The sequence below is a fragment of the Candidatus Paceibacterota bacterium genome, assembly GCA_035452965.1.
GTDB lineage: Bacteria > Verrucomicrobiota > Verrucomicrobiia > Limisphaerales > UBA8199 > UBA8199.
Genome location: DAOTCE010000005.1, coordinates 84,502 through 111,422, shown reverse-complemented (window position 1 = coordinate 111,422; position 26,921 = coordinate 84,502). Strand labels below are relative to the sequence as shown.

General features: G+C 57.4%; 14 protein-coding genes. All 14 read right to left on the bottom strand.

The features are described from left to right. The coding region (locus P5205_06780) for a DUF4082 domain-containing protein (GenBank protein ID HSA10061.1) at nt 1-5,787 on the bottom strand (5,787 nt) is incomplete at its 3' end. Between the two features lie 1,278 nt (nt 5,788-7,065). Beyond that, nucleotides 7,066-10,686 (bottom strand): tandem-95 repeat protein, encoded by a 3,621-nt coding sequence (locus P5205_06775; protein ID HSA10060.1) that lies wholly within the window; start codon nt 10,684-10,686, stop codon nt 7,066-7,068. A 282-nt stretch (nt 10,687-10,968) separates the two neighbouring features. Beyond that, nucleotides 10,969-15,396, bottom strand: coding sequence for a tandem-95 repeat protein (locus tag P5205_06770; protein ID HSA10059.1), 4,428 nt, complete (start codon nt 15,394-15,396; stop codon nt 10,969-10,971). A 224-nt stretch (nt 15,397-15,620) separates the two neighbouring features. Next, a complete protein-coding gene (locus tag P5205_06765) occupies nt 15,621-16,592 on the bottom strand; it encodes an NAD-dependent epimerase/dehydratase family protein (protein ID HSA10058.1) in 972 nt (323 codons plus the stop codon). Nucleotides 16,593-16,668: 76 nt separating this feature from the next. Beyond that, nucleotides 16,669-17,316 carry a NeuD/PglB/VioB family sugar acetyltransferase gene (locus P5205_06760; protein ID HSA10057.1) on the bottom strand — a complete coding sequence of 216 codons (648 nt, stop codon included), beginning with the start codon at nt 17,314-17,316 and terminating at the stop codon, nt 16,669-16,671. Between the two features lie 7 nt (nt 17,317-17,323). Continuing rightward, entirely contained in the window at nt 17,324-18,493 is a 1,170-nt protein-coding gene (locus P5205_06755) for a DegT/DnrJ/EryC1/StrS family aminotransferase (GenBank protein ID HSA10056.1), read from the bottom strand. Continuing rightward, nucleotides 18,486-19,517, bottom strand: coding sequence for a GDP-mannose 4,6-dehydratase (locus P5205_06750; GenBank protein HSA10055.1), 1,032 nt, complete (start codon nt 19,515-19,517; stop codon nt 18,486-18,488). The genes P5205_06755 and P5205_06750 overlap by 8 nt, the downstream gene beginning before the upstream one ends. A gap of 393 nt (nt 19,518-19,910) precedes the next feature. Then, complete coding sequence (locus P5205_06745) at nt 19,911-20,429, bottom strand: nitroreductase family protein (GenBank protein ID HSA10054.1); 519 nt, start codon at nt 20,427-20,429, stop codon at nt 19,911-19,913. 218 nt (nt 20,430-20,647) lie between these two features. Continuing rightward, nucleotides 20,648-20,788 (bottom strand): DUF5989 family protein, encoded by a 141-nt coding sequence (locus tag P5205_06740; GenBank protein ID HSA10053.1) that lies wholly within the window; start codon nt 20,786-20,788, stop codon nt 20,648-20,650. 92 nt (nt 20,789-20,880) lie between these two features. Then, nucleotides 20,881-21,297, bottom strand: coding sequence for an SxtJ family membrane protein (locus tag P5205_06735; protein HSA10052.1), 417 nt, complete (start codon nt 21,295-21,297; stop codon nt 20,881-20,883). A gap of 12 nt (nt 21,298-21,309) precedes the next feature. Then, entirely contained in the window at nt 21,310-23,166 is a 1,857-nt protein-coding gene (locus P5205_06730) for a carbamoyltransferase (protein HSA10051.1), read from the bottom strand. A gap of 9 nt (nt 23,167-23,175) precedes the next feature. Then, a complete protein-coding gene (locus P5205_06725) occupies nt 23,176-24,570 on the bottom strand; it encodes an SGNH/GDSL hydrolase family protein (GenBank protein ID HSA10050.1) in 1,395 nt (464 codons plus the stop codon). Nucleotides 24,571-24,705: 135 nt separating this feature from the next. Continuing rightward, nucleotides 24,706-25,704, bottom strand: a complete 999-nt coding sequence (locus tag P5205_06720) for a GDP-mannose 4,6-dehydratase (GenBank protein HSA10049.1) — start codon at nt 25,702-25,704, stop codon at nt 24,706-24,708. Between the two features lie 86 nt (nt 25,705-25,790). Continuing rightward, nucleotides 25,791-26,912, bottom strand: coding sequence for a glycosyltransferase family A protein (locus tag P5205_06715; protein ID HSA10048.1), 1,122 nt, complete (start codon nt 26,910-26,912; stop codon nt 25,791-25,793). Between the last annotated feature and the right edge of the window lie 9 nt (nt 26,913-26,921).

Below are 26,921 nucleotides of genomic sequence, written 5' to 3'. Positions count from 1 at the left end.
GGGCGGATTGGCCGCCCCATACACCCGGCTCTTGCCGTCCGCCAAACCCGTCAACTGCGCCGGCGTGATATCAGCCGTCGTGCTCGTTGTTGGATTCGCCACGTAGTTGACCGCGTCCGCTCCAGCAATTGAAATGCCGCTCACGCTTACCGCTTTGCCTGCCCCTACGTTCCTATCGCTGAACTGTGCCGTCGCGTAGCTCGTGCTCAACACGTCCCCGCTCACCCGGTTGTCGCTCAAAGTAACAGTCGCGTTGATCGTCCCGTCATACACCCTGTCTAAACCGGTCGCGGCAACTACCAACGAGCGGGCGCTGATGTCCGCCGTCGTGCTCACGTTCGTCGCGGCTAGCATGTAGTTGATCGCAGTGCTGCCACTCAGACCCAGATTGGTGATATTGACCGTTTTGCCGGTGCCCACGTTTTTGTCCACGAAGACCGCCGATCCGCTGGAGCCCAGATTGACGTCGTCACTGCCAAAAATACCGCTTAACGACCGGTCGGTAATGGTCGCTGCCGTGGTGCCATCGTAGGTTTTGTCCGCCACCGTAATGTTGGGCGTTACGGTTGCCGGCGTAATGTTGGCCGCGAGGTCCATCGGCTGTACCAATACGTATTTGGAAGCGTCCGGCCCCCCAAGGCTCAACCCGCTCACACTCACCGGCAAGCCCGCGCCAACATCGGCAGCGCTGAAAGTGGCCGCGTAACCATTGGTTACCAACTCCACCACATCCCCAGCGATTACCCCGTTCAGCACCACCGAACCATTTGTCCGCAAGGTCGCTAACGCCGTCCCGTCGTATACCTTGCTGTCCGCTGCCAGCCCGGAGACAATTGTGACCGCGGGTTGGACGACTACCACATCCACCCAATAGTTGTTGCCATTGGCAGAGTTGGTCGGAAAAGCGCTGGCCGCACTCTGAAGATACACACCATTGGGCGTCGTCGGACTGTTGGTCAGTGCGTGGAGCGGCGGATTAATCACTCCATTTGTTAGATTCCCCGGCTGCACCGCCGTATCCACCGCATAACGCCCATTCGTAAGGTGATACGACACCACGTAGGTCGTGTCGGCCGCAATCGGCACTGGATTGGTGAATGCCTGATACTGCCACCCCGAAGTTGTCTCGTTCTCGAAGGGCACACGGGCCAGCAATGCCTGATCCGAGTCCCTCCACAGATTGCCCACGTGCGGTCCAGCGTTGCCCGCCCCTTTGTAAAAACGGACCCCCGTCACATACCCAGCAACCTCACTCCGAAACCGCGTCCCCAGCTCATAGGGATTCGGATCCCCCGGGTCATAGAAGGAGGGCATGGTGGGTGTCGCTGAATTAGCCCAGATGCTATAAACCGCTTGATCGGTCGTGGTGAACGAGGCGGTGAAGACATTCGTCAGCGCATTGCCCGCCACATCCTTTACCCCTCCCGCCCCGTTCGCCACCACCACCGTGTAGCTGCTCGAAAGCGACAGCTCACTATCGGGCGTCAGCACTGCGGTGTTGCTCGCAGAGTCATACGCCACCGTGCTCGCCACCAAAGCTCCCGCGGCATTCGTCAAGCTGATCCCGTTGCTGATGCTCAACGGATCCATCGCTTCACTAAATATCACTCGTACCACCGCCGCCAGACTCACTCCCACCGCCCCGTTGGCCGGTTCCACCCCAAGCACCACCGGCCCAGCTGTGTCCGGAATTACCGTGGTAAATGACGCCGTAAAGACATTCGTCAGCCCGTTGCCCGCCACATCCTTCACCCCCCCCACCCCACTCGCCACCACCACCGTGTAGCTGCTCCCAAGCGCCAACGCACTATCCGGCGTCAATACCGCCGTGTTGCTGGCTGTATAATACGCCACCGTGCCTGCCACTATCTGCCCCAGTGAGTTTGTCAGCGTGATTCCGTTGGTGACACTCAACGCATCCATCGCCTCACTAAACGTCACCGACACCACCGTCGCCGGGCTCACCCCCTCCGCCCCGTCAACAGGACTCACCCCCACCACCGTCGGCCCGTTAATGTCCGGCCCGGAATCAGGTGTAAATACCACATCGACCCAGTAGTTAGCGGCGTTGTAACTATTCGCAGGGAACGCGCTGCTTGTGCTGTAGACAAACACGCCATTGCCCCCCCCATCGCTGCTCGACAATGCCCGCAACGGATAGTTCGTCACACCCAACGTAAAGGCGCCCGCTGTGATAGAGTAGTGCCCCGCTGGCGCGTGATATGACACCACATACGTTGAGTTGGCCGCAATCGGCACCGGATTGGTGAACGCCTGAGACTGCCAACCCGTGCCCGTTTCGTTCAAAAACGTCACCCGCGCCAGCGGCGTCCCGTCCCCCCCCCACAGATTCCCCACGTGTGTGCCCGTATTGGCGGCGCTCTTGTAGAACCGTATCCCCGTAACATAGCCGCTCAGGGCACTCTGAAACTTCAGCCCCACCTCCACCGCACTCGAATCACCGCCATCCGCTGTCCCGCTGAATTCGTCCCAGAGGCTAAATTCTGTTTGATCCGTCGTGATGAACGACGCAGTAAACACATTCGTCAGCGTATTACCCGCGAGGTCCGTCACCCCAGCAGCCCCGTTCGTCACCACCACGGTGTAGGTCGTCGCGGGAGTCAATTGACTGGTAGGCGTCAATACCGCCGTCACCTCCAAGGCCGAGGGATTGTAAACCACCACCGCCGGCACCACCCCACCCCCGGAATCTCGCAGGCTGATCGTGTCGCCGTTGATCGTCGACGGTTCCATCGCCTCGCTGAACGTCACCACCACCTCCGTCCCCAGGCTCACCTCCACCGCTCCGTCCATCGGACTCACTCCCACCACCTCAGGCGGCGTCAGGTCCGGCGCTTCGGTCGTAAAGCTCGCCGTAAAATCGCTCGCCAGATAATTAGTCGCCACATCCGCCACCCCACCCACCCCACCTCTCACCCGCACCGTGTACACATTCGTATATGCCAACGGACTATCGGGCGTCAAAATCGCCGTGTTCGTCCCAGCGTAATAGCTCACGCTCGCCGCTACTAGCCCTGCCGTAGCGTTACTGAGCGTGATCGCCGTGCCGTTGGTAACGCTCGCCGCATCCATCGCCTCGCTGAACGCCACCGCCACCGCCGTCCCAACACTCACTCCCTCCGCCCCCTCCCCAGGATTCACCCCCAGCACCACCGGCGCATTCGTGTCAGGCCCCATACTTTCCACAAATACTACATCCACCCAGTAGTTGGCTGCGTTATAGGTCTGGTTGGGAAAAGAGCTGTTATTGGTCTGAATGAATACACCGTTGCCTCCGTCCACACCGTTCGCCAATGCGTGCAGCGGCGGATTATCCTCTCCCGCCGAGGTAAAATACCCGCCGTTGACCGCATAGTGGCCTTGCGGAGTAAAATACGACGCCACGTAAGTCGTGTTCGAACCAATAGCCACCGGGACCTCGAAATTGACCTCCTGCCACCCGTTGCTGGTCTCTCCAGTGAAAACCGCCGTGGCGAGATTCAGCCCGCTCGTGGTCCAGAGATTGCCGAGGTGTGTTCCGCCGTTCCCAGCGCCTTTGTAAAAACGAATCCCCGTCACATACCCGTCGCGGTCACTCCTGAATTTCACTCCCAACTCATACGGATACGCGTCGTCCACCGCCTCAATTGCTGGCGTCGCTGTGGTCGGCCAAATGTGGTAGTTCAACGTGTCGGTCGTCGTGAAATCAGACGTATAATCACTTGCCAACGCGTTGCCTGCCACGTCCTTTACCCCCCCCGCCCCGCCTTTCACCGTCACCGTATAAGCTGTCGAGATCAACAGAGTATCGGTAGGCGCGAGGACCGCCGTTGCGGTTTGCGTGGAGGGATTGTAGGTCACCGTGGCTGCCACCGGCACTCCACCCAAGGTTTCATTCAACCTGATCGTGTCCGTGTTGACCGTGATCTCGTCCATCGGTTCATTGAAGCTGATCGTCACTGCCGTGCTGACGCTGACCCCCGTTGCCCCGTCCGCAGGCGTGATCCCAGTCACGCTGGGCGGATTGGTATCGGCCGAGTAGGTTATCACGTAGTCGCCACTCACCACCGGAACGGCAACATAGTGAACCCCCTTCATCCATTTCAATGAGTAGACCACGGGTTCAACCCCACGGCGGACTTGACTGACTGTGTCCCCTGCAGGAATCGGCACCAAAGCTTGAATGCCGCGTGCCCTGGAATCTGCTACGACAGAGAAACTAAGATTAGTGTTGTCCCAGGACACCGATGCAAACCGGGAATTGTTTCGGCCATCGAGCCAAGTCAACATCTGCTGGCCCGAGACTACCGGCACACCCCGAGCGATGGCTGAAGTGATGATCGCGTTCCTCCACAACGAGGACTGGCGCTCGGGAGAATCCGCGTCAGTGTGTATGTTTGCGACATACGCGCCGTAATAGCTTTCGGGTCCCAATGCTCGATTGAGCAACGTATCAATGGTGTATGGGTAGCCTTGTCCGGACTCATCTGTCATTTGTGTGGCGGCTTGATACACGTCAATTACGTTGCCATTCATCGTCGCAAAACGCATTGGCATCGCCGAACCAGTGAATACACCCGGCTGATTGGCAACCCAGGCAGCGGGAAAATAGTAATAAGTTGTGTTCAAACGAATGCCGTAGCTCAACTCCACTTCAGGCAGCGTTGCGTAATCACTCCAGGCAACACAGTGAATTCGATGCGATGCGGGAGCCGGGAGACCGGGATGCTCGGCGTTGAATTGGGCAAATTGACTGGTGAAGTCATCGTCCAGACTCGCCGGCGTATAGCCGGAACACTCCGTGTCAATGTGAATCCCGATCTCGAATCCGTTCGTGTTATAGAATTGGTCATTCTTGCCCGTCTTGGTCAAATCCTCGCCAGGAAAAACGTAGACTGAGCTGCGGATCGTCTCCCAGTCCTCCACGGACCCGCCGACAGGGCTAGCCGCTAATTGCTGGTCGAAGGCGGCAGCCGTAGTTCCTGATCCATGATTGTCAGAGGTCATCACCACGACCGCCCTATGGCCGTGCGGAAAGTACCAAAACCGTGGCAACAGCTTGCCGGGAAAGGTCATGGAAATAATAAGGTTGGCCAACAGACGTTGCTGCTCGTCGGCTTGTGGGATGGCAATTTTGCTCGGATCAACCCAGTCAGGCTGAGAATCCCCAGGCGCGTTTCCGTAGAACATGTCGTCAGGACGGATAACGGCGTAAGGACCTTCAACTTCTACATCGCGGTTCTGATTCACCCACGCCGGGTTGCCTTGGCGCGTAAAAACAACCGATCGGGCCAGGTCGTAAGCAAACGCGGCCGCCTGTCCGCCATTCAAGCCAATGCTTCGCAATGTCACCGCCGGATTTACCGTCGCCAGAGTCGCGTTTGCATAGAGCGTCGCCACCGTTGTGGCACCGTCCAACGCATACAGATCCGCTGTCCCGTGATATTGGATCGTCTCGGCAACGATCCCCATCCCCGGACCCGACGCCGTGTTCACCAGCAGGTAGGCCTCCGAGAGGTTTGTGCCCGCGTCGCTCAACCCGAGCAAACCGGCCAGCTTCTTGTCCGGGCGCATGGCAACCAGCTTCCCTCCCCCATACACCCAATTGCTCAAGGTGGTCACCTGCGAAGAACTCAAGGCCATTTCCCCGAGGATCACCAAATCGTAATTCGTCAGGGTGGCCTCGGCCACGGCCGAAATGTCCTGCAGCGCAAAGCAGTTCAATCCCTCAGCCAGCAGAATTTCCGCATAGTACTCGCTGAACGGATTCCCGGCATTCGTTACCACAAGGATCGGCCCGCCAGGTCCTCCGTTGTAAGGACTGCCAGACAAGGCCGGGGATCCTAATCCAATCAACAACGCCACAAACCACATGCAAGCCAGTGCAATCGGCCGTTGTGGTGCGCAGCGTGACGGCAGGATGTCTGCCCCGGTTGCTCGGCTAAACGACATGTGCCGCAATACCAACTCAATCACCCTAAACCGATACCAAGCAGACCATGCCTCAGTCGCCTGCAGCCGACTACTCTTGATAGCGCTCATAAATTACATTGAGGAACACTGGCCGGATCCATGCTAGACACTGAAGCAGGCAGCCAGCGGCCCAGCAGACTGGGCAGGTTTGAAACCAGCACAAACAACTTGCTGAGGCCAGAGTTGCACATGGGTTATTATCTGAAACAAGTGTTGGCGATGCTACTCATTCCAATACGGAACTCTTTGTCCGTAGAAAACCCGACTCTGCCAGCTCGTGTTCGTGCAACTCGGCTTATTCAATCAACCTGATAGGAACCTGCGCGTGCTTCGCTGCTATCAACAGGATTTACCCCGTCCGGAAGTTCCATTAACAGCAGCTCCTCAACGACGCCGCTCTGGCAAGCGATTGGGTGGCCGTGAGAGGGCGACGACATTTGCCCCATTTGCTCGACGTAAAGCAGTCTAGACAAGTCTGGAGCGCATCCCCCCGCACACGGCCCCAGCGAAGCAGTTTGTGGCCGGATTCAGTGTCCGGCCACCTGCCAGACACCGCCAGCGACCAATAGGTAGTGCATACCAGACTACTCGCAAACACTCCTAATTCAGCAGCTTACGAGCCCCTCCTGGCACGAGTCACCGCCTTTGTTGCGCCTACGTCACGAAACCGAGTGGTTTAACCTAAGAATGCCCAAACCCTCCTGCGCCCTCACCGGATTCGCTCCTGCTCCTCTTCCTATCCACACCGGCAGTTCGAGAAGATCTCTCCCCAAAGGTGAGGGGAAGGCGGGCAGCTTTGCCCTGCGCATGAACCCGACCAGGCGACCACCCTCTACCTGTGTGCTGGCCGTCCCCCGTCCGACCTCCCGGCCGTCGCGTGGCCGTCCAAGGGCCATCCCATGGCGGCTACTCCAAAGCAGTGGAGGCGCCCTCCGCAGCCGGAACCTGCTGGAATAAAGCCTGAATATCCTTGCCTTAATCCCCTTCAGCCATATGCATCGGTTCCTCCGCTCGCCAGCTGCCGTCCAAACCATTACAATACAATGGCTTCAGACTGAAACTTGCCCCGGCTGCACCAGCAAATGGTCCCTCCTATTGTCCGAGACTCTTTACCCGATACAAGCGCTGCGTGCTGGTGCTAACGGAATTGGTCCCAACGGCTGTCGTTCCGTTCGCCCGCACATCCGGCAATATATCTGACCAATCTGCACTCGCTACATTATCCTTGTACTGTAGCCTATAGTCCTGCCCGACGATAGAAGTCCAGGCCACCGTCACGAGGTTGTTCGAGAACACCACCGATAATATTCCGATCGGATTGGACACCATGATGCTCACCGTCGCCGGGCCTGAATTCATCTCGCCATCGCTTGCTTGATAGGTGAAGGAGTCTACTCCGCTAAAGTGGTTTGTCGGGGTGTAGGTGAATCCACCGGCAGGGTTCATATTCACAAGCCCCTGAAACGGGCCATTCACCAGTATTGCCGTCAGGCCCCCCCCTTCAAGATCACTGTCGTTAGTCAACACCCCTGGGGCGGGAATATCCAACATCCCGCCGCCACCCAAGCTGTAATCATCGTCATTGGCCACCGGCATGTCGTTCACGCTGGTCACCTGGATTGTCACCGTCGCCACCTCACTGGTGAGACTGCCGTCATTAACAGCGAACGTGAACCTGTCCGGACCATAGTAATTGCTGGTCCCGCGATATACCAAATCCGGCGCTACCCCGCTCAATATCCCGTTGGTCGGCCCTTCCAACACCACGTAGCTGATCTCCGACCCGTCCACATCACTGCCCACAAGCGTGATCCCAAAGCTTTCGTCCTCCCCGTTCGTCACACTCTGACTGATGGCAATCGGTGCGTCATTAACTGGGCTGACCGTGATGCTCACTGTGCCCATCGCCTGCTGACCCGCCGCGCTGACGGCAAAAACGAAGCTGTCAGCCCCAAAATAATTGGTGCTGGGTATGTAGCTGACCGCCCCGGTGCTCATGTCCAAGCTACCCAAGGTACCATTGGTCGGATTGGTAAGAATCGCATAGCTCACCGTGCCGCTGCCACCGCCCAACAATGTCAGATTCGCGGTCGTGTCTTCCAACACCCCCACCACCAGGTTTGTTGCCACAGGCCCGGTCGCCCCATACGCATAAATGCAGTAGTTGTAACTGCCGCCCCAACTGGCGCTGATCGGATCCGGCCATGGACCGTAATCATGCAGTGCCGCAGCAAGTGTGCCCTCGCTATCGGAATAATAGACTCTCGCGTTAATGTCATCCGAGCAGATGGCCAGCCAGTAGTAGGCGCCGTTGGTCAGCACTAGGGAACTCATCAGGGGAAAGGCCTGCCAGCCATCGGCCGGATCGCTCACCTCGAATGTGCTGCCAAGTAGTCGCCTCGGCTGTCCATCATCGTCCGTGTAGATGGCACACTTGTAGTGACCGGAAACAGGCGTCACTTTCGCCTCAATCCCCGTCACAGTCATATTCGAGGCGGCTTGGAAGCGGCAAGCGTTGATCCAAGCCCCGTTGTACCAAAGGAGATCAAGCCCCCCCCCCTCCTTGTCGTTTCCAATGCTGGAGGGATGTCTGAATGTCGTGGCAAAGGCCCAGACGAGATCGTCGGCCAGAAGGTTAGTGGCCAAATCACACACGCCTCCCGCGCCGCCACGCACGATCGCTGTGTAGGTCGAAGCTTGTGCCAGCGGCTCAACGGGACTCAGTGTCGCCGTGAAGGTGGCATTGTCATAAGATACTGTAGCCAACACTGGTGCGTTAGTCGAATCGCGCAACAGGATTGTGTCCGTGTTGATGGCCGAGGCTTTCATCGCCTCGCTAAAAGTGACGCTGACCTTTGCATCCAACCTGACATCCAACGCACCATTCGTGGGCGCGGTTGAAGTGATGCTTGGAGGCGTCGTATCTAATGCGTAGCTGACTTCGTAGTTGCCATTTGTTGCCGGGAAAAGGACGTAGGGAATTCCTTTAACCTGCTTCACGTAGAAATTTGTCGCGGCTTCCCCGTTCCAGGTAATACTGGATATCTGGTAGTTGCTGGGTATCGGGACCATTGCCTGGAGGCCTCTAGCGCTTGCATTCGCTGAGACTGAGAAGGTCTGCTTGCCGCTTGTCCAATTGATGTCACGGATAGAGGACTGATTTCGGGCGTCCAGCCAGTTCAGCAATTGACGGGCGGAAATAATTGGCACTCCTCGGCTCACAGCCGACGCGAATATTGCATCCGCCTGCGGCTCAGAATTGGCATCCGTGTGCATATTCGCCACAAATGCACCATAATACCCCTCCGGTCCCAGCGCCCGGTCCAGCAAAGTGTCTATCGTGTGCGGAAAGCTCTGGCCTGATTCATCCGTCATTTGCGTCGTCGCTTGATACACGTCAATCACGCTGCCGTTCGCGGCGGCAAAACGCATGGGCATACCCGAACCAGTCATGAAGCCCGGCCGGTCCTTGACCCACGTCTCTGGCCAATGGTAGTAGCTGGTCTCCAGGCGAATGCCAAACTGGCGCCCCACCTCAGCCGGGGCGGTGTAGCCGCTCCAAGCGATACAGTGAATTCGATGCGTCACCGGCGCGGCCACACTCGGGTACTTGGCCATTAGTTGGTTGAGTTGATTGGTGAAGTACGCGGCCAATTGCGCCGGTGTGTAGTCAGTGCAATCAGTGGTTAGATGCAAGTTGATCTCAAAACCGTTCGTTTGATAGAAGACGACTTGAGTGTCATTCGTCAACGACGGACTGGGAGAAAGGAAGATATATGCAGTGCATCGAGGTGCCTCCCAGTCGTCCACCGAAGCTCCGGGAGGACTCGCCGCCAGGTATCGATTGAATCGCTGGACTGCATACGACCCGCCATACAAGGACGCATGATCATCACCTGTCATCACAACAACAGCCTCATAACCGTGGGGGAAGTACCAAAAGCGCGGCAGCAGGTTCTTGTCGGCTTCCATGCTGAGAATCAAGTTGGCCAGCAAACGTTGTTGTTCGTCGGCCTGTGGAATGGCGACTTTGTCCAAGTTGATCCAGTCTGGCTGCGGATCAAAGCTGGCCGGTCCAAAGAAGAGATCATCAGACCTCATCGGAACAAATCCATCGCGCTCCTGACCCGCCCATGCCGGATTGCCTTGACGGGTGTAAACAATGGATCGGGCCAGATCATAAGTGAACGCCGCTGCCTGCCCTCCGTTTGAACCAACACTTCGCAATGTCACCGCCGGATTCACCGTCGCATTGGTGGCGTTGGAATATAGCGTCGCAAGGCTGACCGCGCTCCCCAGCGTGTATCGGTCGGCGGTCCCGTGGTATTGCATCGTTTCACTGACAATCCCCGCTCCAGGCCCGTTTGAGGCATTCACCAACAAGTAGCCTTGAGAAAGGGTTGTCCCGGTGTCGGTCACCCCAAGCAATCCAGCCAGCTTCTTGTCCGGGCGCATGACGATCAGGTGCCCGCCGCTATTCACCCAGTTGCTGAACGTCGTCACTTGCGGGGTCGTCAAAGTCATCTCACCCACAATTACGACATCGTATGCCGCCAGCGTTGCGCTCGAAATTGCTGAAATGTTCGTAAGCGCGAAGTAGTTCAATCCTTCGGCCAATAAAATCTCCGCGTAATACTCAGTGAAGGGGTTCGCCGAATTCGTGACCACAAGGATGGGTCCCCCCGGACCGCCATTGTAGAGACCGGCCGTCATGGCACGGTAATCACCAACCATCAGAAGTGCTAAGACCCACCAAAGCAAGAGCCGCGCCCGGCGTTCAGGGCTTTCGCCTGCTCGCGCACGGCGTCCCGTCGTGACCCGGGCGTATGACAATTCCTTCGAAATCGGGCAGAACACGTTGAGTGAGCACGAAAGAAGTCGGGCAAGAGCCCGGCGAAGCGGATCAATGCTAATCGGGCCGATCCTCACCTGATAATTACCTCGCGCGAAGCATCCGCGCATGAATGCTGGGGTCCAACTTCAGTCTTGAGCACGTCAGTTTTCTCCTAAGTCACCGAGACATTTTACGCGGTAAAAGCGCTGCCCGGCCGTACCGACGGCATTGGTCTGGAAGGCTGTAGCCCCACTTGCAAGCACGTCCGATAGTGAATCCGTCCAATCCACCTCCGCCCAATTGTCCTTGTATTCCAACCGGTATATCCTTCCCGCAATCGCATTCCACTTTACTATCACCTCTTCATTCGACACGGCGACCGACGAGACTTGAATCGGGTTAGATACTGCGATGCTTACCGTCGCGGGGCCCGAGTATGCCTGTCCATCGCTCGCTTGATAGGTGAAGGAATCTACTCCGCTAAAATGGTTCGTCGGCGTGTAGGTAAATCCGCCGGAAGGGTTAAAGTCTAATTCCCCCTGAAGCGGACCATTCACCAGTATTGCTGTTAGGCTCCCCCCTTCGGAATCGCCGTCGTTGATCAACACCCCGGGTGCTGAAATCTCCAGGACCACTCCGTCGCCGAGAAGGTAAACTTCATCTGTTACCACCGGCGCGTCATTGAGGTTGGTCAACTGGATCGTCACCGTCGCCACCTCACTGGTGAGACTGCCGTCATTAACGGTGAACGTGAAACTGTCCGGACCATAGTAATTGCTGGTCCCGCGATATACCAGGTCCGGCGCCACTCCGCTCAATATCCCGTTGGTCGGCCCTTCCAACACCACGTAATTGACCTCTGGCCCGTCCACATCACTACCTGTAAGTGTGATCTCGAAGCTCTCGTCTTCCCCGTTGGTCACACTCTGGTCGAAGGCCACCGGCGCGTCATTGAGGTTGGTCAACAGGATCGTCACCGTCGCCACCTCACTGGTAAGACTGCCGTCATTAACACTGAACGTGAAACTGTCCGGACCATAGTAATTGCTGGTCCCGCGATATACCAGGTCCGGCGCCACTCCGCTCAATATCCCGTTGGTCGGCCCTTCCAACACCACGCAATTGACCTCTGGCCCGTCCACATCACTGCCTGTAAGTGTGATCTCGAAGCTCTCGTCTTCCCCGTTCGTCACTCTCTGACTGACGGCAACCGGCGCATCGTTAACCGCAGCAATCGTTATCGTGAAACTGATTGCGCCCGACTCGTTGGCCCCACCATTGGCCGTCCCCCCATCGTCCACCGCCTGCACCGTCACCTCTGCCACCCCCTCACTGTTGCCCGCAGTCGTAAACGTCAGCGCCCCCCCTGGCGAAATCGCCGGCCCACTACCAAATATTGTTGCGTTGCTCACACTCAATACGGCGATACTCGTTATCCCCTGAGCCAATTCGTTCACCGGCCCCACGCTCGCCGCTGCAAAGCCCGCCAGACTGACATCCCCGCTGTCTTCCAGCACTACCACGTTGTTGCTGGTCAGCGTCAATGTCGGCGCGTCATTCACTGAGCTGACCGTGACGCTGACTGTGCCCGTCGCCTGCTGACCAACCGAGCTGACGGCAAAAACGAAGCTGTCAGCCCCAAAATAATTGGTGCTGGGCGTGTAGCTGACCGCCCCGGTGCTCGTGTCCAGGCTACCCAAGATGCCATTGGTCGGATTGGTGAGAATCGCATAGCTCACCGTGTCACCGCCACCACCCAACAGCGTCAGACTGGCGCTCGTGTCTTCCAACACTTCCACCGCCAGATTCGTTGCTACTGGCCCGCTTGTCCCATGCGCATAAATGCAGTAGTTGTGGTTGCCGTTCGACCCCAAAATGACTGGATCAGGCCATGCGCCGTATTCGAGCAATCCAGCGCGAAGCATGCCGCCAGTATCCGAATAATAGACTTCCGCGTTGACGGCATCCGACCAGATGGCCAGCCAGTAATAGGCACCGTTGGTCAGCACCAGGAAACTCGTCAGGGGGAATGTCTGCCAGCCATCTGCCGGATTGCTCACCTCGAGTGTGCTGCCGAGTAGTCGGCTTGGCTGCCCATCATTGTCCGTGTAGATGGCACACTTGTAATGACCGGAGATCGCTACCACTTTGGCCTCCAACCCGGTCACGGTTATGTTCGACAAGGCTTGAAAACGGCAGGCGTTGATCCAATCGCCGTTATACCAGATGATATCCGTCAGGCTCCCGTTGTTCGTGTTGCCGATCAGACCAGGCGCTGGGGCGACGCCGACAAGGATACTGAGCGCCTGCGTCGCAGACTGGGACGGATTACCGCTATCGGTCACACGCACGGCAAAATTGGCGGTCCCGGGGGTCGCCGGCACCCCAGCGATGACGCCGCTATTCGTGTTGAGCGTCAACCCGGCCGGCAGCGCCCCGCTCACAAGTGACCAGCTATATGGCGTAAATCCACCGCTCGCCACAAGCGTTGCCGAATAAGCCTGGTTCAACAAACCGTTGGGCAGTGAACTGGTCGTGATGGTTACCGACTGCCCAGGCCCTGTCGTGCCATACGCATAAATGCAAAAATTGAAGTCGCTGTCCCAGCTCTTATTCATCGGATCCGGCCACGGACCGTAGTTGTAGCGTTCCGAGGCAAGCGTGCCTCCATTATCCGAGTAATAGACCTTCGCGTTGGGATCATCCGACCAGATAGCCAGCCAGTAATAGACACCTTGGGCTAGTGCCACCGGCGAAGCCAGCGGGAAGGCCCGCCAGCCATCTCCCGAGTTGGCGACCTCAACTGTGCTGCCAAGTAATCGGCTCGGCTGTCCATTGCTCTCGGTGTAGATAGCACACTTATAATGGCCGGAGATCGCCACAACTTTGGCCGAGATTTCTGTAACCGTTAAGTTCGACGAGGCTTGAAAACGGCAAGCGTTAACCCAGGCACCGTTATACCAAAGGTTATCCTTCAGGCTTCCGTTGTTCGTATTGCCAATCAAACCGGGCGGTGGGGCGATGTCGATGAGGATGCTGAGCGCCTGCGTCGCGGTCTGAGCCGGATTGCCGGCGTCGGTCACCCTCACCGTGACATTGGCAGTCTCGAGGGTCGCCGGGGTCCCGGAAATCACGCCGCTGCTCGTGTTGAGCGTCAAACCGGCAGGCAATGCCCCGTCCACGAGCGACCATACATAGGGCGTGAACCCACCACTCGCTGTCAACGCCGCTGAATAAGCCAGATCCAAGAAGCCGTCGGGCAGTGAGCTTGTCGCAATGGCAACTGGCTGGTTTGTCGCAGCCTCAATAGTGATTTGCTGAAACAGGCTTTTCGCCGCCTGATAACGAGCCTGAACCTCAGCTCGTTGGGTGGTGAAATAGGAAGCCCACGCCCCGCCGACTGACGTCCGTTGAATCAACTGCTCCATCCAATCAACGAAAAACTGCGCATCCGCCACGCTGGCCCGCACCGGCTTCTGATCCACAGTCACAAATACTGCCGCGGTGTGCACCGCGTGCCCACTGCTTCCCATCCTCCGCGCGCATAACCAGCCGCTGTTCGTAAAATTCACTGCTGTGTTCAACGTCACCGGTGCTCCAGCCGAGGCTGTCGCCGATTGGCTGGCAACCACCACTCCGTCGCGCACTAGCTCCAAGGTCCCGCTTAACGTCTGGGTCGCGGTCCACTGCACACTCACCTGGACGTTGCCGCCGCCCGTCAGATTAATCTCGTCTCCGGGGCTGTTCGTCCCATTCACCTTCAACTCTACAAACTCGCTTCGCCCGCTCCGCGACACCACTGTCCGGCCATTTTTGATGCCTTGCAGCCAGTTGTGATAAGTCAATTGGTTGCCCGCGCACTGCGAATACGTCAACCACGCGCCGATATCGGCACCGCACGGATAGTCCGATCCGGCGGCGATTCCCGGTCTGAAGCCACAGTTCAGCAACCGATAATATGCGCGGATGAAACCATCACCCCCAGTCACATCTTCAGAAATGAAATCACAAGCCCCCAAGGCCACCTCCACCGGATAGTCGACCGGCGTGCAGCAGGTCAGGGTCTGTGGAAAGGTGTCGTCGAGGAATTGCATGTGAACAAACCCGGCGATCGCGCCCTGCCGACGCGCCCAATCAAAAATGGGATAGGTCATTTCGTTCCAGATTTGCGATGCGTTCGTCAAGCCCAGCGCAACGATGTGTCCCCCGAGCGCCTGGTATGGATATTGAGTATAGGTCGCATCCCAGTGCCACTCGGCATCCCAATGAACTATGCGACCGGCGGTCGACACCGAGGCGTCCTGGCCCGTCACCAAGGGAAGGTCGGTCGCCGGATTCTGCACCTCGCCGTTGCCCATGTCCGCCAGCAGCGAAATCACCGACAAATCCATGCTCACCATCGTGTTGTAGATGCTCGACACGCTGACTGGGGCGCCACCACAACTGCGGTGGACATGCATGTCGCCCGAATACCAGCCCACGGGCTCCGGACCCGCCGCCTGGAGGCATAGGCCGAACCCCGGCAAAACGCCCAGAACGAAGAGCAACAAGGGGCGACTTAACACGAGGAAGTCTCTTCTGTACATCATCAATCTTCAGCTGGCTTGCCGACTCAGGCCTCTAACACTTCTCTCATCGATAAGGAACTGCTCGCGAAGGTTTAGCTCCGTCGAGAGAGCAACGCTACGAATCTGCCACGCCGGAATCCTCGCCGCGAATGGAAGTATTACTGAATCTGTTTACGTAAAAGACCCGAACCGATCGCCCCCCCCGCCCGGGCTCCTTGGCAGGCTTGCTTTTCCCCCGATCCGGGTTAGGTCACAACGGTGCCAGCCAGCGCTGTGCGCCGCCATTCATGCAGGCGCTGCAGCCCCTCTTCCAGCGTGACCTGTGCCGTAAAGCCCAAATCCTCACGGGCCCTTGTGATGTCGGCCAAACGTCTGGCAGCGAGATTCAGCGCTCGGGGCGGATGAAATTCGGGCTGGAGATGATGCGCACCAGTGATGTTCTGCATGGCCCGCCAGAGGTCCAGCAGGCTCGTCTCGCTTCCGCCGGCGACGTTGTAGAAGCCAAAATCCTGAGGCGATTGCGCCGCGAGGATGTTGGCTCGCGCAACGTCTCCGACATAAACAGTGTCCATTGTCGTGGAACCGTCGCCATGAATCTGTGGCCGCTCACCCTTGTCGATGCAGTCCAGCCACCGGACAAAGACCTCTGTGTAGGCCCCGGTGACATCCATCCGAGGACCGTACACGTTGAAATAGCGAAGCCCGATGCTGCGCAGGGCCTTGTGATCATAGAAGTGCGTTGCGATCCCCTCGTTCATCAGCTTGGCTGCACCATACAAAGTCCGGTTGTTGTACGGATGGTGGCGTTCGTCGGTCGGGAAGACATCCGCCGGACCGTAAATCGAGGCTGAGGATGCGAAAACCACCTTCTTCACGCCCGCCTCGGCCGCCGCTTCAAAGACATTTAGGGCGCCTGTGACCAGCACATCAATACACTCGCGCGGGAGCTCAGCGCACAGGGTTATGCGAATCGCCGCCTGATGGAAAACGTAATCGCAGCCGCGCACAGCGTCAGCGACCACCGCGCGGTCCCGAATGTCGCCCCGGATGAACTTGATCGGGTGACGTGCGGACGCCGCGGCCAGGTTATCCATGCGCCCCCGCACCAGATTGTCCAGTACACGGATCTCGCCGGCGCAGCCGTCTACCAGACAGTCAACGATGTGCGATCCGATCAAGCCGGCTCCGCCAGTAACCAGGACTGTCGCGTCTTTCAAACATTGCTTCATATGAATTTTGATTTGTATGGCCGGCCCGGTCAAGTGGCAGCCTGCCGGCCAGTGCGCTCCACCGTTACGATCGGACGAGTTGCCTGGCCGGGTTCCCCACCACCGTCACCCCTGCCGGGACGTGCTTCGTTACCACTGCTCCCATGCCCACCAGGGCCCCCGCTTCGATCTCAAGCTTCTGCCGGATCATTGCCCCGGCGCCTATGTAACAGCAGCACCCAACCCGGACAAATCCGCTGATCACGGCTTGTGGGGCGATCAAAGCGCAGTCGGCGAACACTGAATCATGCCCAATAACACAAGCGGGACTGAAGGAAACATGATTGCCGACGCTGACGCCGCCGCCGATGCTGACCCCAAAAGAGACATAAACTCCCAGCCCCAGCCGGGCCCAAGGTGAAACCGACGCCCGGGGATGAACCAGCGTCGCAAATCGGTCTGGAGCAAGACCGGTTGATTGAATAATCTCTGGCCGCCGCCGGTAGCTGACATCGCTGCCAATGACATTGATGAACCAGCAATCGTCGAACCGAGTTGCTTCGCGAAGACCACCCAGAACCGGCAGGTCGAGATAACGGCTCCCTGACGGTCGTGCGTCGTCCAGAAAGCCAGCCAGTTCCCACGTCTGCGCCTGGACATTAATGCTGTGGACGATGTCAAGCACGTCATAAGCGCTGCCACCTGTCCCGAGGATGATCAATCGGCGAGCCATGCCCCCATCAACGCGCCGGGGCCATAGCAACTACTTTGGCCAACTGCTCAACGACGTAATCCTGGTCCCGCTCTGTCATTTGATGATACAGGGGGAGGAGAACGCAATGTTCCTGCGCGCTTTCGGATTCCCGGAGCGGCCAGCGGCACGGGAGATCCGCGTAGGCCTGCTCGCGATGGATGCACATGATCCCGCGCCTTGTCGCCACACCTTTGTCAAGCAGTTGCTGCATGACCTGTTGCTGGTCCAAATCTTCCGACAGGCGAACGCAATAACTCTGCCAATTGCTTCGCGCCCAGGCTGGCTCGCGGGGCGCCTTCAACCCCGGTATTCCTTCCAGTTTCCCGCGATATCGCTCCGCCATCAGTCGCCGCTGCCGGATCAGGTCCGGCAGCCGTTTGAGCTGTTCCCTGCCAACGGCTGCCTGGATGTCGGTCATCCGGTAATTGAAAGCCGTCTCCGGATACGACTCAAAGATGACCCGCCTGGCTTGATGCCGCACCGTGGTGGTGACGTTCATGCCGTGATGACGCAACCGCCGAAACCGCTCGTCCCACGCAGCGTTAGATGTTGTGATCATCCCCCCATCTCCAGTCGTGAGCAGCTTGCGGGGATGGAAAGAAAAGCAGCAGACATCGCCATGAGGTTTGCCTATCTTGTCCCATTCGCCATTACATAGGATTTCACTGCCAATGCCGCAGGCGGCATCCTCCACGACCGGGAGAGAATGACGCTTGGCAACCGCCAGGATCGCCTTCATGTCGCAGGGCATCCCGATCTGGTGGACACAGAGGATCGCCTTCGTCCGGGGTGTAATCGCCTGTTCAATCAGGTCGGGATCCATGTTGAAGGTGTCCGGCTGGATATCAACGAATACCGGCGTGGCCAGGCAAAAGCGGACGCTGTTGGCGGTGGCGATGAAGGTGTGACTGACTGTGATCACTTCGCTACCGGGCCCAACTCCCACCGCAAGCAATCCCAAATGCAGCGCAGTCGTGCAACTCGAGACGGCGCAGGCGTGGTGGGCACCGGTATAGGCCGCGAATTCCTTCTCGAAAGCCTCAACCTCGGGACCCATCGTAACCCATCCCGAGAGAATGGGCCGTCGCGCCGCCTCAGCCTCCCGTTCGTCAATCCACGGGCGGTAAACGGGGATGAATCGTTGTGGCTCAGACATTTGTTGCCACCTCTTTCTTCCTCCAGTTGTGAATGATCTCCTGCCCCAGAAGTTCCTTTGGCGACTTCTGCAGGCTCTGATACCACTCTTTGAGCTTAGCCAGCCCCTCCTGCAACGAGACCTTCGCCTCGAATCCAAGCACCTTCTTCGCCTTTGAGGCGTCTGCGCGCAGTTGCATAATGTCAGCGGGCCGCGGCGCATCGTGCGTCACATTCACCTCTGTTCTCCCCACTACCTTTGCAACCTCGATCGCCAATTGGTTGATTGAAATGTCCATTCCGCTGCCAAGATTGAAGGTCTGCCCGACCGCTTCCTCTACCAGGCCGGCCATGAGCACCCCCCTGGCCATGTCGCCAACGTAGTTGAAATCACGGGTCTGTGTGCCGTCACCGAAGATGACCATTGGCTCCCCGGCCATGCAACGCAGCAGGAATCTGGGGATCACCTCTCCGCAGTCGCCCTCATGATGGCAGCGGGGGCCATAGTTGTTGAACATTCGTATGACCACCGCGGGAAAATGGTAGGTAACAAAGAAGGCGCGGGCATAAGCCTCGCCGGCCAGCTTTCCGGCCCCATAAGCGTTGGTCGGCATATTCCCATGCTCTTCCGTAATCGGTGTCCACAACGGCATTCCGTACACCTCGCCCGTCGAGGTATAAACAAACCGCTTCACGCCGGCTTCCTTGGCCGCGAGCAGCACCTGAAGCGTTCCCGTTGCGTTGACTTCATGATTCTCCAGGGGAGAGTGCAGCGAGTGCCGAAGGCAAAGACAGGCCAAATGATAGACGATATCGATCCCTCGCATCAACTCCGCCATGCGCGCACCGTCGCGGATGTCCGCCACTTCCAACGTGACCTGATCCCCAGGAAGGCCTGCGAGATTCTCGCGCTTTCCGTTGACCAGGTTGTCCACCACCACCACCTGGGCCTTGTTATCGCATAGCTGCCGCACGAGTTCGGAGCCGACAAATCCCGCCCCGCCTGTCACCAACACTCTCGCTCCGTCCATTGTCTTTGCATTCATTATCTGTGCTTTCCTTTCGCTAATAGTTTAGCCAAACGCCGGCTTGGCGGCGGTATCAGTTAGATATCCTCACTGGCCAGCCATTTTATTTGCGCGCTCGCAACAACACTCTTCGCCCGCAATTTCCAGAGCCTAGGCTCTCAAGGCACAACCGCTCCTACAACATCAAATACTACGGTAGGACATCCGTACTGCACCGGAAGCTGAGGAGGTCTTTGGGCACTTGGTAACGGAAATTTGGCAGTTGGCCGGACGAGTCGAGTGGGTGAACCGTGCAGAAGCTCGGGGTTGAGAAATGACTATTCACAGAACCTGCATTGACCCACCCCTACACACCACGCGCCTCGAAGCTCCAAATTAGAGTAACCGAGGCCTTCGGCGGAGCCGGAGGCGCTATGCTGGCGACCAGTGTTCGTAGTAAATCAGCTCGGCCAACGGCTTCCGTTCTTTGGCGGGGAGCTGATCGGCAGGATAGCCAAGAGGGGTAAACGCGATGGGCTCGATGCCCTCCGGGAGAGACAGGATTTCGCGGGCGGCCGCCGGGTCAAACGCGGCCACCCAGCACGTCCCCAATCCCGCGTTGGCCGCCGACAACACCAAGTGGTCCATTGCAATGCTGACGTCAATGTCGGCATAGTTCTTTCCATCGCACCGCACCCATGCTTCGCTCGGCACGGCACAGATGCAGATCACCCAGGGAGCCTGCCCAAACCAGTCGCGATGATAGATGCGCTTCAGCTCTGACCGGCGTCCCGACGTATTCATGACAATCAACCGGAAGGGTTGTCGGTTAGCCGCGGTTGGTGCCATGCGTGCTGCCTCCAATACGCATTTCAGCAGCTCATCTGGCACGGGATCGGGCTTGTAGGCTCGCACGCTATAACGCCTCACTATGAGTTCTGAGAAATCCATATTTGCCTCGTCCTTGCCTGGAGACCGCGCCGTTTACGGTCTGGCCCGGTTCAACTGCGAATTAGCACATCACGGATCATCCGGCGGTGTAATAGCACACTTCAGTTCTTTGACCAAATCCAGGCACTGGCTCAAACCAACCGCACTGACACGAGTTCAGCCTTGGGCTTCACCGCCCGCACTTGAGGTGGCGCGGGTCAGGTAGAATTCTGATGCTGTCAGAATAAGGTGTAGATAAAGGGCGCCACGCCCGTCCCTGATAGAAAGATCAGCAGCCCGAAGAACAGCAAGAAGAACAGGATCGGCAGCAACCACCACTTCTTATTGTGCCGGAGGAATCCCCATAGTTCCGTGAACAGGTTGCCTTGCTTCTGACCATGATCGGCAGCCGCCTTCTGGAATTCATTCAACTCTTGTTCGCTCATAGTTCCCAACTTCTGTGAGGTTTAACTTAGTATTGATGAAAATAGCTCTGAACATCGGAGGGGGTAGTTTTGGAGATCCAAAAGCTTGAACGGTCTGAAGCCGGTTTCCGCATCAGCAAATCCCGTCCCCGCAGCCGAAAGAACGCTGCTACGGGGGTGATAATCAGGTAGAAGAGTATGATCAACGTCATTTGCGAGATAACCCAGCCGATGGGAAAAGCCAGGATCATCCAGCCGACGAACAACCAGCGAACAGCTGCCGGCTTAAGCAGGCCTAGAACTCCGATGACGACCGCCAAAACTGCCAGGCCCAGACCCGCCTCCGGGTGCCGTTTGATCAGCCATTGATAAGCTCCGATGGCAAGGAAGAAGAGCAGCCATGTCGCGGCAAATTGCCGGAGGACCCTGCTGGTGGGATGGAGGGGCAGGTCAGACAGCTTCATAATCCGGTAGCATCAATCGAGTTCAAATTGGGCCAGATACTTGGCGCGTTCGGCCTCGGTGACAGTCTTGTTCATCTTCTCCTTGCGCAGGACGAAGTCTTCAAGGACAAGCACGTCCATATCGGTCGCCAGGAAGCAGCGCAGCGCATCTTGTGGAGTGCAGACAATCGGCTCCCCCCGCACGTTGAAGCTCGTGTTGACAATAACAGGGCAAGTCGTCAATCGCTCAAAGGTCTTCATCAGGCGATAAAATCGTCCATGTCGCCGCTCATCCACAGTTTGGACCCGGGCGCTATAATCAACGTGCGTTATGGCAGGAACGGTGGAACGCACAATATTCACCCGCTGGCGCAGATCCGGGTCCCCGGACATTTTCCGCATGTCGTTTTCGGAAAGGTTCAGCCGATGTTTCTCCCGCACCGGCGCAACCAGCAGCATGTAGGGGCTTTCCTGCGATTGGCGCATCTCAAAATAGTCGTGAACCCGCTCCTGGAGCACACATGGGGCGAACGGCCGGAAGCTCTCGCGGAATTTGATCTTCAGGTTCATCGTGGCCTGCATGGCGCTGCTTCGGGCATCGCCGATAATGCTGCGTGCTCCAAGCGCGCGCGGTCCGAATTCCATCCGTCCATGGAACCAGCCGACAATCTGTCCGCTCGCCATGGATTGCGCAATGTGTTCGAGCAGCGACCGTTCATCCGTAAAGCGCTTATAGGGGACACGCGATTCATCCAATACGCTGGCAATTTCCTCTTCGCTAAACTTTGGCCCCAGCAAGCTCCCTTTCTGGGCGTCCTGCCCCTGAGGCGCACGCGGGTTATTGAGCAGCTGATGCCAGACGAAGAGGGCAGCCCCCAGTGCGCCGCCAGCGTCGCCAGCCGCCGGTTGAATCCAGATATCCTCAAAAGGTCCCTCGCGCAACAGCCGCCCGTTGGCTACACAATTGAGAGCGACCCCCCCGGCGAGAACAAGGTGCTTCATCCTGGTCTGCCGCTGAATTTCCTCGGCCATGCGCATTACGGCTTCTTCGGTTACCTTCTGGATACTGGCGGCGATGTCCATGTGTCGCTGCTCGAGCATAGACTCCGGACGTCGCGGGCCGCCACCAAATAGCTGATGGAACCGATGATTGGTCATAGTCAACCCCTGGCAGTAATTGAAATAATCCATGTTCAACCACAGGCTGCCATCAGGGCGCAGATTCACCAGGTGCTTGAGGATAATGTCGTAATAGAGCGGCTTCCCGTATGGGGCCAGGCCCATTAGTTTATACTCTCCGCTGTTTACCTTGAAACCACAGAAATAGGTGAAGGCCGAATAAAGCAGGCCAAGGGAGTGGGGAAAAACCAGCTGTTTGAGCAAGCGCAATTTGTTCCCTTCGCCCACCCCGTAGGTGGCGGTGCTCCACTCGCCTACCCCGTCAATAGTGAGGATCGCGGCCGAATTGTAGGGGCAGGGAAAGAAAGCGCTGGCCGCATGGCTCTCGTGATGATCCGTAAAGACAAGCGGTGTTCGGGGGTTGGTCATGAAGCGCTGGCGCAAAGTGCGCTTCATGTGCAGTTTGTCTTTCAGCCAAAGGGGCATGGCCAGGCGGAAACTTCGCAGGCCGGCTGGCGCATAGGCCAGGTAGGTTTCCAGAAGCCGGTCGAACTTGGTCAGCGGTTTGTCGTAGAAAGCGATGTAATCCAATTGCTCGGCTCGCACGCCGGCTTCTTTTAGACAATATGCGATCGCATGAGCTGGAAATCCTGGATCGTGCTTCTTGCGAGTGAAACGCTCTTCCTGGGCGGCCGCGGCGATTTCTCCATCCACCACCAAAGCCGCTGCGCTGTCGTGATAGAAAGCCGATATGCCGAGAATGCTTGTCATGCAGTTCCTTTAGCGCTTTGAAGCCACCTTCCGATGTCCCCACTCAGGATAAGTCTTTGCCAGCTCGGCGGCAATTTGTTCGGCGCAGAGGCGAGATGGATGATAGTGATCATCCGTAAAGTGCTTTTCGAGATCCCCCAGGGTGGAGAAAGCCGATTCCATATCAACGAGATCCAACCCTTCTTCATGCGCCACCTGCCGCATCAGTTCGTTATAGTGCTGGATGCTCCTGCGGGTAAAAGGATCGATGCGCTGGCCGTCGCAAACAAAGGTGACGAGCACGAGGCGGGTGCCATGGCGTTTGCACATGTCCACCATGCTCCTCAGGTTGCGCAAATACCGCTGGCCATTGTGCATAATAATGTCGGCTCCATCGCCTTGCGCACCGGCGGGAATGCTGCCCTGCCTTCCCAACCAGGTCTTCAATCGTTCGCACTTTTCCGGGCCAAGTGTCCGGTTGGCCAGTCCTTTGCACTTTGGCAGCAAACTTTCACTGAAGTAGTAGTATAGCATGGTCCGGAAATACAGATTCCTATGGGCATTAACCATGCGGACATAACAAGACAGGCTGTCGCTGAATGCCACCGCATCTGGTAGAGCAATATCCTCCGGGTTGAGCCGGTGACGGCTGGTGTCATTGAAAGCCAGGTAATAGAGCAGAATATCTGGTTTATGCGGCAGGATCCGGAGATACAACCGCAGCAGTGCCTGGAAGGAATTATGGCCCCAATTGCCTGCATTTACCACCGTGACGGCGTTGCCGGCCTGGCGCAAATTGTTCTGGAGCAAGTGTGCCCAGGTTTCATCGTCACTCAGGAAACGTCCGAAGACCGATGAACCTCCGAGCGTAAAAACCAGGGGCGCGGAGGGTGTCAGGCCCTGTAAACGAACAGTTTGGTTGGTTCGTCCCTCAAACCAATTCGGGGTGTCCCGATTGACCCGAAAACCAAACTGATCTGTGTGATATTGAATCCAGCCGCCCGTTGGAGAAGGCCCGCGCCAGGAGAATTGGCGCTCCGCTTCAAATCCAAATGGGATGGACTTCCTATCTCCTGCCCGCCGGTATTCGCTAAAGGCATCCGGCGCCGTTAACCGCAGGAAGATCTCAGTCAGCAGAGCCGCTCCTAACAGCAAACAAAAAGGAACGACAAACTTAAACGCCGGTTGAAGACCTCCCTTTTTATGGCACCGCCACCCCAGCCACAAGCTGAGAACGAGACTGAAAAACCCAATCAGTATCAGCCCCGCAGCATAGCTCTGACTATACCCCCACCATCGCGCATTAGCCGATCGATGCCACAACAAAGGGGCAGTCGCGACCCATAAAGGCAGCACGCCCAGGGCGAAACCTCGCCAACCGAGGCGATACCGCGAAACAAGATCAGAGCACCTATTTTTGTCCATGTCGTCCCTGCCTTTCAATTACCCGAAGTTCTCCAGCCCACCGAATCGCTCGTTTCAGAACAAAAACTGCTTGATTGCGTCAACCGCCCCGCGACCCAGACCTGTCCACTTTCGCAAGCAAGCTTGCCTCCAACTTTACTCCCAATTCCGCGTTGCCATCTGCGCGAGCATTGTCTCCGGCGCGATGGGTAGCGATTTGAACCATTCTATGGTCCTTGCGATTCCGTCCTCCACGGAAACTTTTGGAACAAACCCGAACAACTCTTTGAACCGGGTTACATCCCCAATAAGCCTGCGCACATCCCCGGGGCGCGCCTCCTGGTATTCGATCATCTGCTGCGGGTCGAAGCCGCAGTTGGCGCAGATTATCTCGGCTATGCGCTGCACCGTCGTGTCAATGCCCGTGCAGAAGTTCACGGTCTGGCCCAGAGCCGATTCGCACTCCAGCACCTTGCACACCGCTAGCGCCGCCTCCTCAACATACAGGAAGTCGCGCGATTGTTGGCCATCGCCAAAAACGATCAGTGGACACTTATTAAGGGCGCGCACGATCATCTTGGGGATCAGCTCCCCTCGATGTCCCTGCCAATGCGAGTTAGGTCCATACATATTGAACGGCCGAATCGTGGCCCAAGGCAACTGGTAGGTCCTTCCGTAACTCGTGACCAGCATGTCCTGTGCAACCTTCGCCGCTGCGTAAGGCGTCTCGGGGTGCAGGGGATGCGTCTCATCCATTGGTATGTGCTTCGCATTGCCAAGCACTTCCGAAGAGGAACAGTTCAGGAAAAGCTTGAGCTTCAGTTCGAGCGCCACCTGCAGGCAATTCATCGTCCCATTGACAATCACCCCCGTAACCCGAACGGCATCACAAATTGACTGCCGAAGGCACAAGACCGCCAGGTGAATGATCGCATCGCACCCCGCACAAGCCCGCTCAACATCGGCGCGGATCGTGATATCGCCCCTGATGATCTTCAGCTTTGGGTGATCTTTCACAGCGGCGAGGTGGCTCTCCTTTCCATTTGAGAAATCATCAATCACCACGACCTCGTAGCCCCGCTGCAGGAGCAGCGGCACGAGGCTCGCGCCAAGAAACCCGGCTCCACCCGTGACCAGAACGCGTGAAATATTCATGTTGTTTTCAAGCTGCATTGCTTCGTTACGCTGTGTCAAGCACTCAAATGCCCAAAATCGCGATCAACCGCAAAAGGAAATCGTCCTCACACGCACGCCCGCAAGCGTCGGCGGACAATTTCACCAGGCCTGCCTAATGAAAGCAGGAGACGCTTGACCCGCGCCTTCACCATCCATGGATCCTGTTTCAGGGCCCGGGAATAGAACTGTTTGGCCTGGCCGAGGTCGCCCGAATCGAAACAGTGGTCTGCAACTTCGCTATAGGTCCGTGAGCGGACCCGCGTACGCTCGCGCTCATCCGCAATATTCCAGCACAATGATTCCTCGAACATCTCGAACGTGATTTTGGACATGTAAGACCGATAGTCCTTGCCGGTGAGATGCCGCGCATAGTCGATTGCCATCCAATCCAGGCACTTTCTGGAGACTGTGCCGCATCCTACCGCCTCAGCCTCTTGCTTGATCTTCCGGCGCATGGCAACTTCAGTGAAAAAGCAATTGAGAATCTTCTGCTTGGCTACAGTCACGGTCAACGCGAGATCATGGTCGCGATAGCACACCATCGGCTCTGCTAGATAGCCAACGTCATAATGGAGAGCGAACGCGCACCACAGATACCAGTCACCACACCAGCATAGATCTATCGGGACGGGCGCCCACGCCGGGTTAATAGGAAAGTAACTTATCTTCTCATAGCATTCACGTCGCGCCATTGCACCCGCCGTCAGGACGACGTCGTACTCGATAAGCTTGTGAAGGAAGGTCCGACCGGCAACTACTCGGTCACAATGCCCGTAGGTGGAATAGTCAATGAGCCCCGTTTCAATTCCATTTTTCAAACCCACTCCGGGACAAAACGCATAGCCAATCCCCGGATTCGCATCCATAAGATTGACGAAACGCTGCAGCACATAGGGACGCCTCAGAATATCGTCCGCTGAGATCAGCCACACATACCTGCCACGGCTAAGCTTAATCCCCTTGTTGTAATTGGCCAGCGCCCCGAGATTTGGGTCGTTGCGAACGTGTTTCACTCGCGGATCCTGAAACGACCGGGCTACTTCTGCCGTGTTATCTGGCGAGCAGTCGTCCATGATCAGCACTTCAAAATCGCCGTACGTTTGGCCGAGAATGGAGTTCACACATTCCGGCAGCAGGTGGGCCAGCTTGTAACACGGAACGACGAAGCTAACAGTGGGATTTGGCATGGTCAGCGC

What these genes read in the sequence shown, in the direction of transcription:
- P5205_06755 (HSA10056.1), bottom strand. Translation starts at nt 18,493, where the DNA reads ATGTCTGAGCCACAACGATTCATCCCCGTTTACCGCCCGTGGATTGAC.
- P5205_06720 (HSA10049.1), bottom strand. Translation starts at nt 25,704, where the DNA reads ATGAATATTTCACGCGTTCTGGTCACGGGTGGAGCCGGGTTTCTTGGC.
- P5205_06745 (HSA10054.1), bottom strand. Translation starts at nt 20,429, where the DNA reads ATGGATTTCTCAGAACTCATAGTGAGGCGTTATAGCGTGCGAGCCTAC.
- P5205_06750 (HSA10055.1), bottom strand. Translation starts at nt 19,517, where the DNA reads ATGAATGCAAAGACAATGGACGGAGCGAGAGTGTTGGTGACAGGCGGG.
- P5205_06760 (HSA10057.1), bottom strand. Translation starts at nt 17,316, where the DNA reads ATGGCTCGCCGATTGATCATCCTCGGGACAGGTGGCAGCGCTTATGAC.
- P5205_06730 (HSA10051.1), bottom strand. Translation starts at nt 23,166, where the DNA reads ATGACAAGCATTCTCGGCATATCGGCTTTCTATCACGACAGCGCAGCG.
- P5205_06775 (HSA10060.1), bottom strand. Translation starts at nt 10,686, where the DNA reads ATGACGGCCGGTCTCTACAATGGCGGTCCGGGGGGACCCATCCTTGTG.
- P5205_06715 (HSA10048.1), bottom strand. Translation starts at nt 26,912, where the DNA reads ATGCCAAATCCCACTGTTAGCTTCGTCGTTCCGTGTTACAAGCTGGCC.
- P5205_06735 (HSA10052.1), bottom strand. Translation starts at nt 21,297, where the DNA reads ATGAAGCTGTCTGACCTGCCCCTCCATCCCACCAGCAGGGTCCTCCGG.
- P5205_06725 (HSA10050.1), bottom strand. Translation starts at nt 24,570, where the DNA reads ATGGACAAAAATAGGTGCTCTGATCTTGTTTCGCGGTATCGCCTCGGT.
- P5205_06770 (HSA10059.1), bottom strand. Translation starts at nt 15,396, where the DNA reads ATGATGTACAGAAGAGACTTCCTCGTGTTAAGTCGCCCCTTGTTGCTC.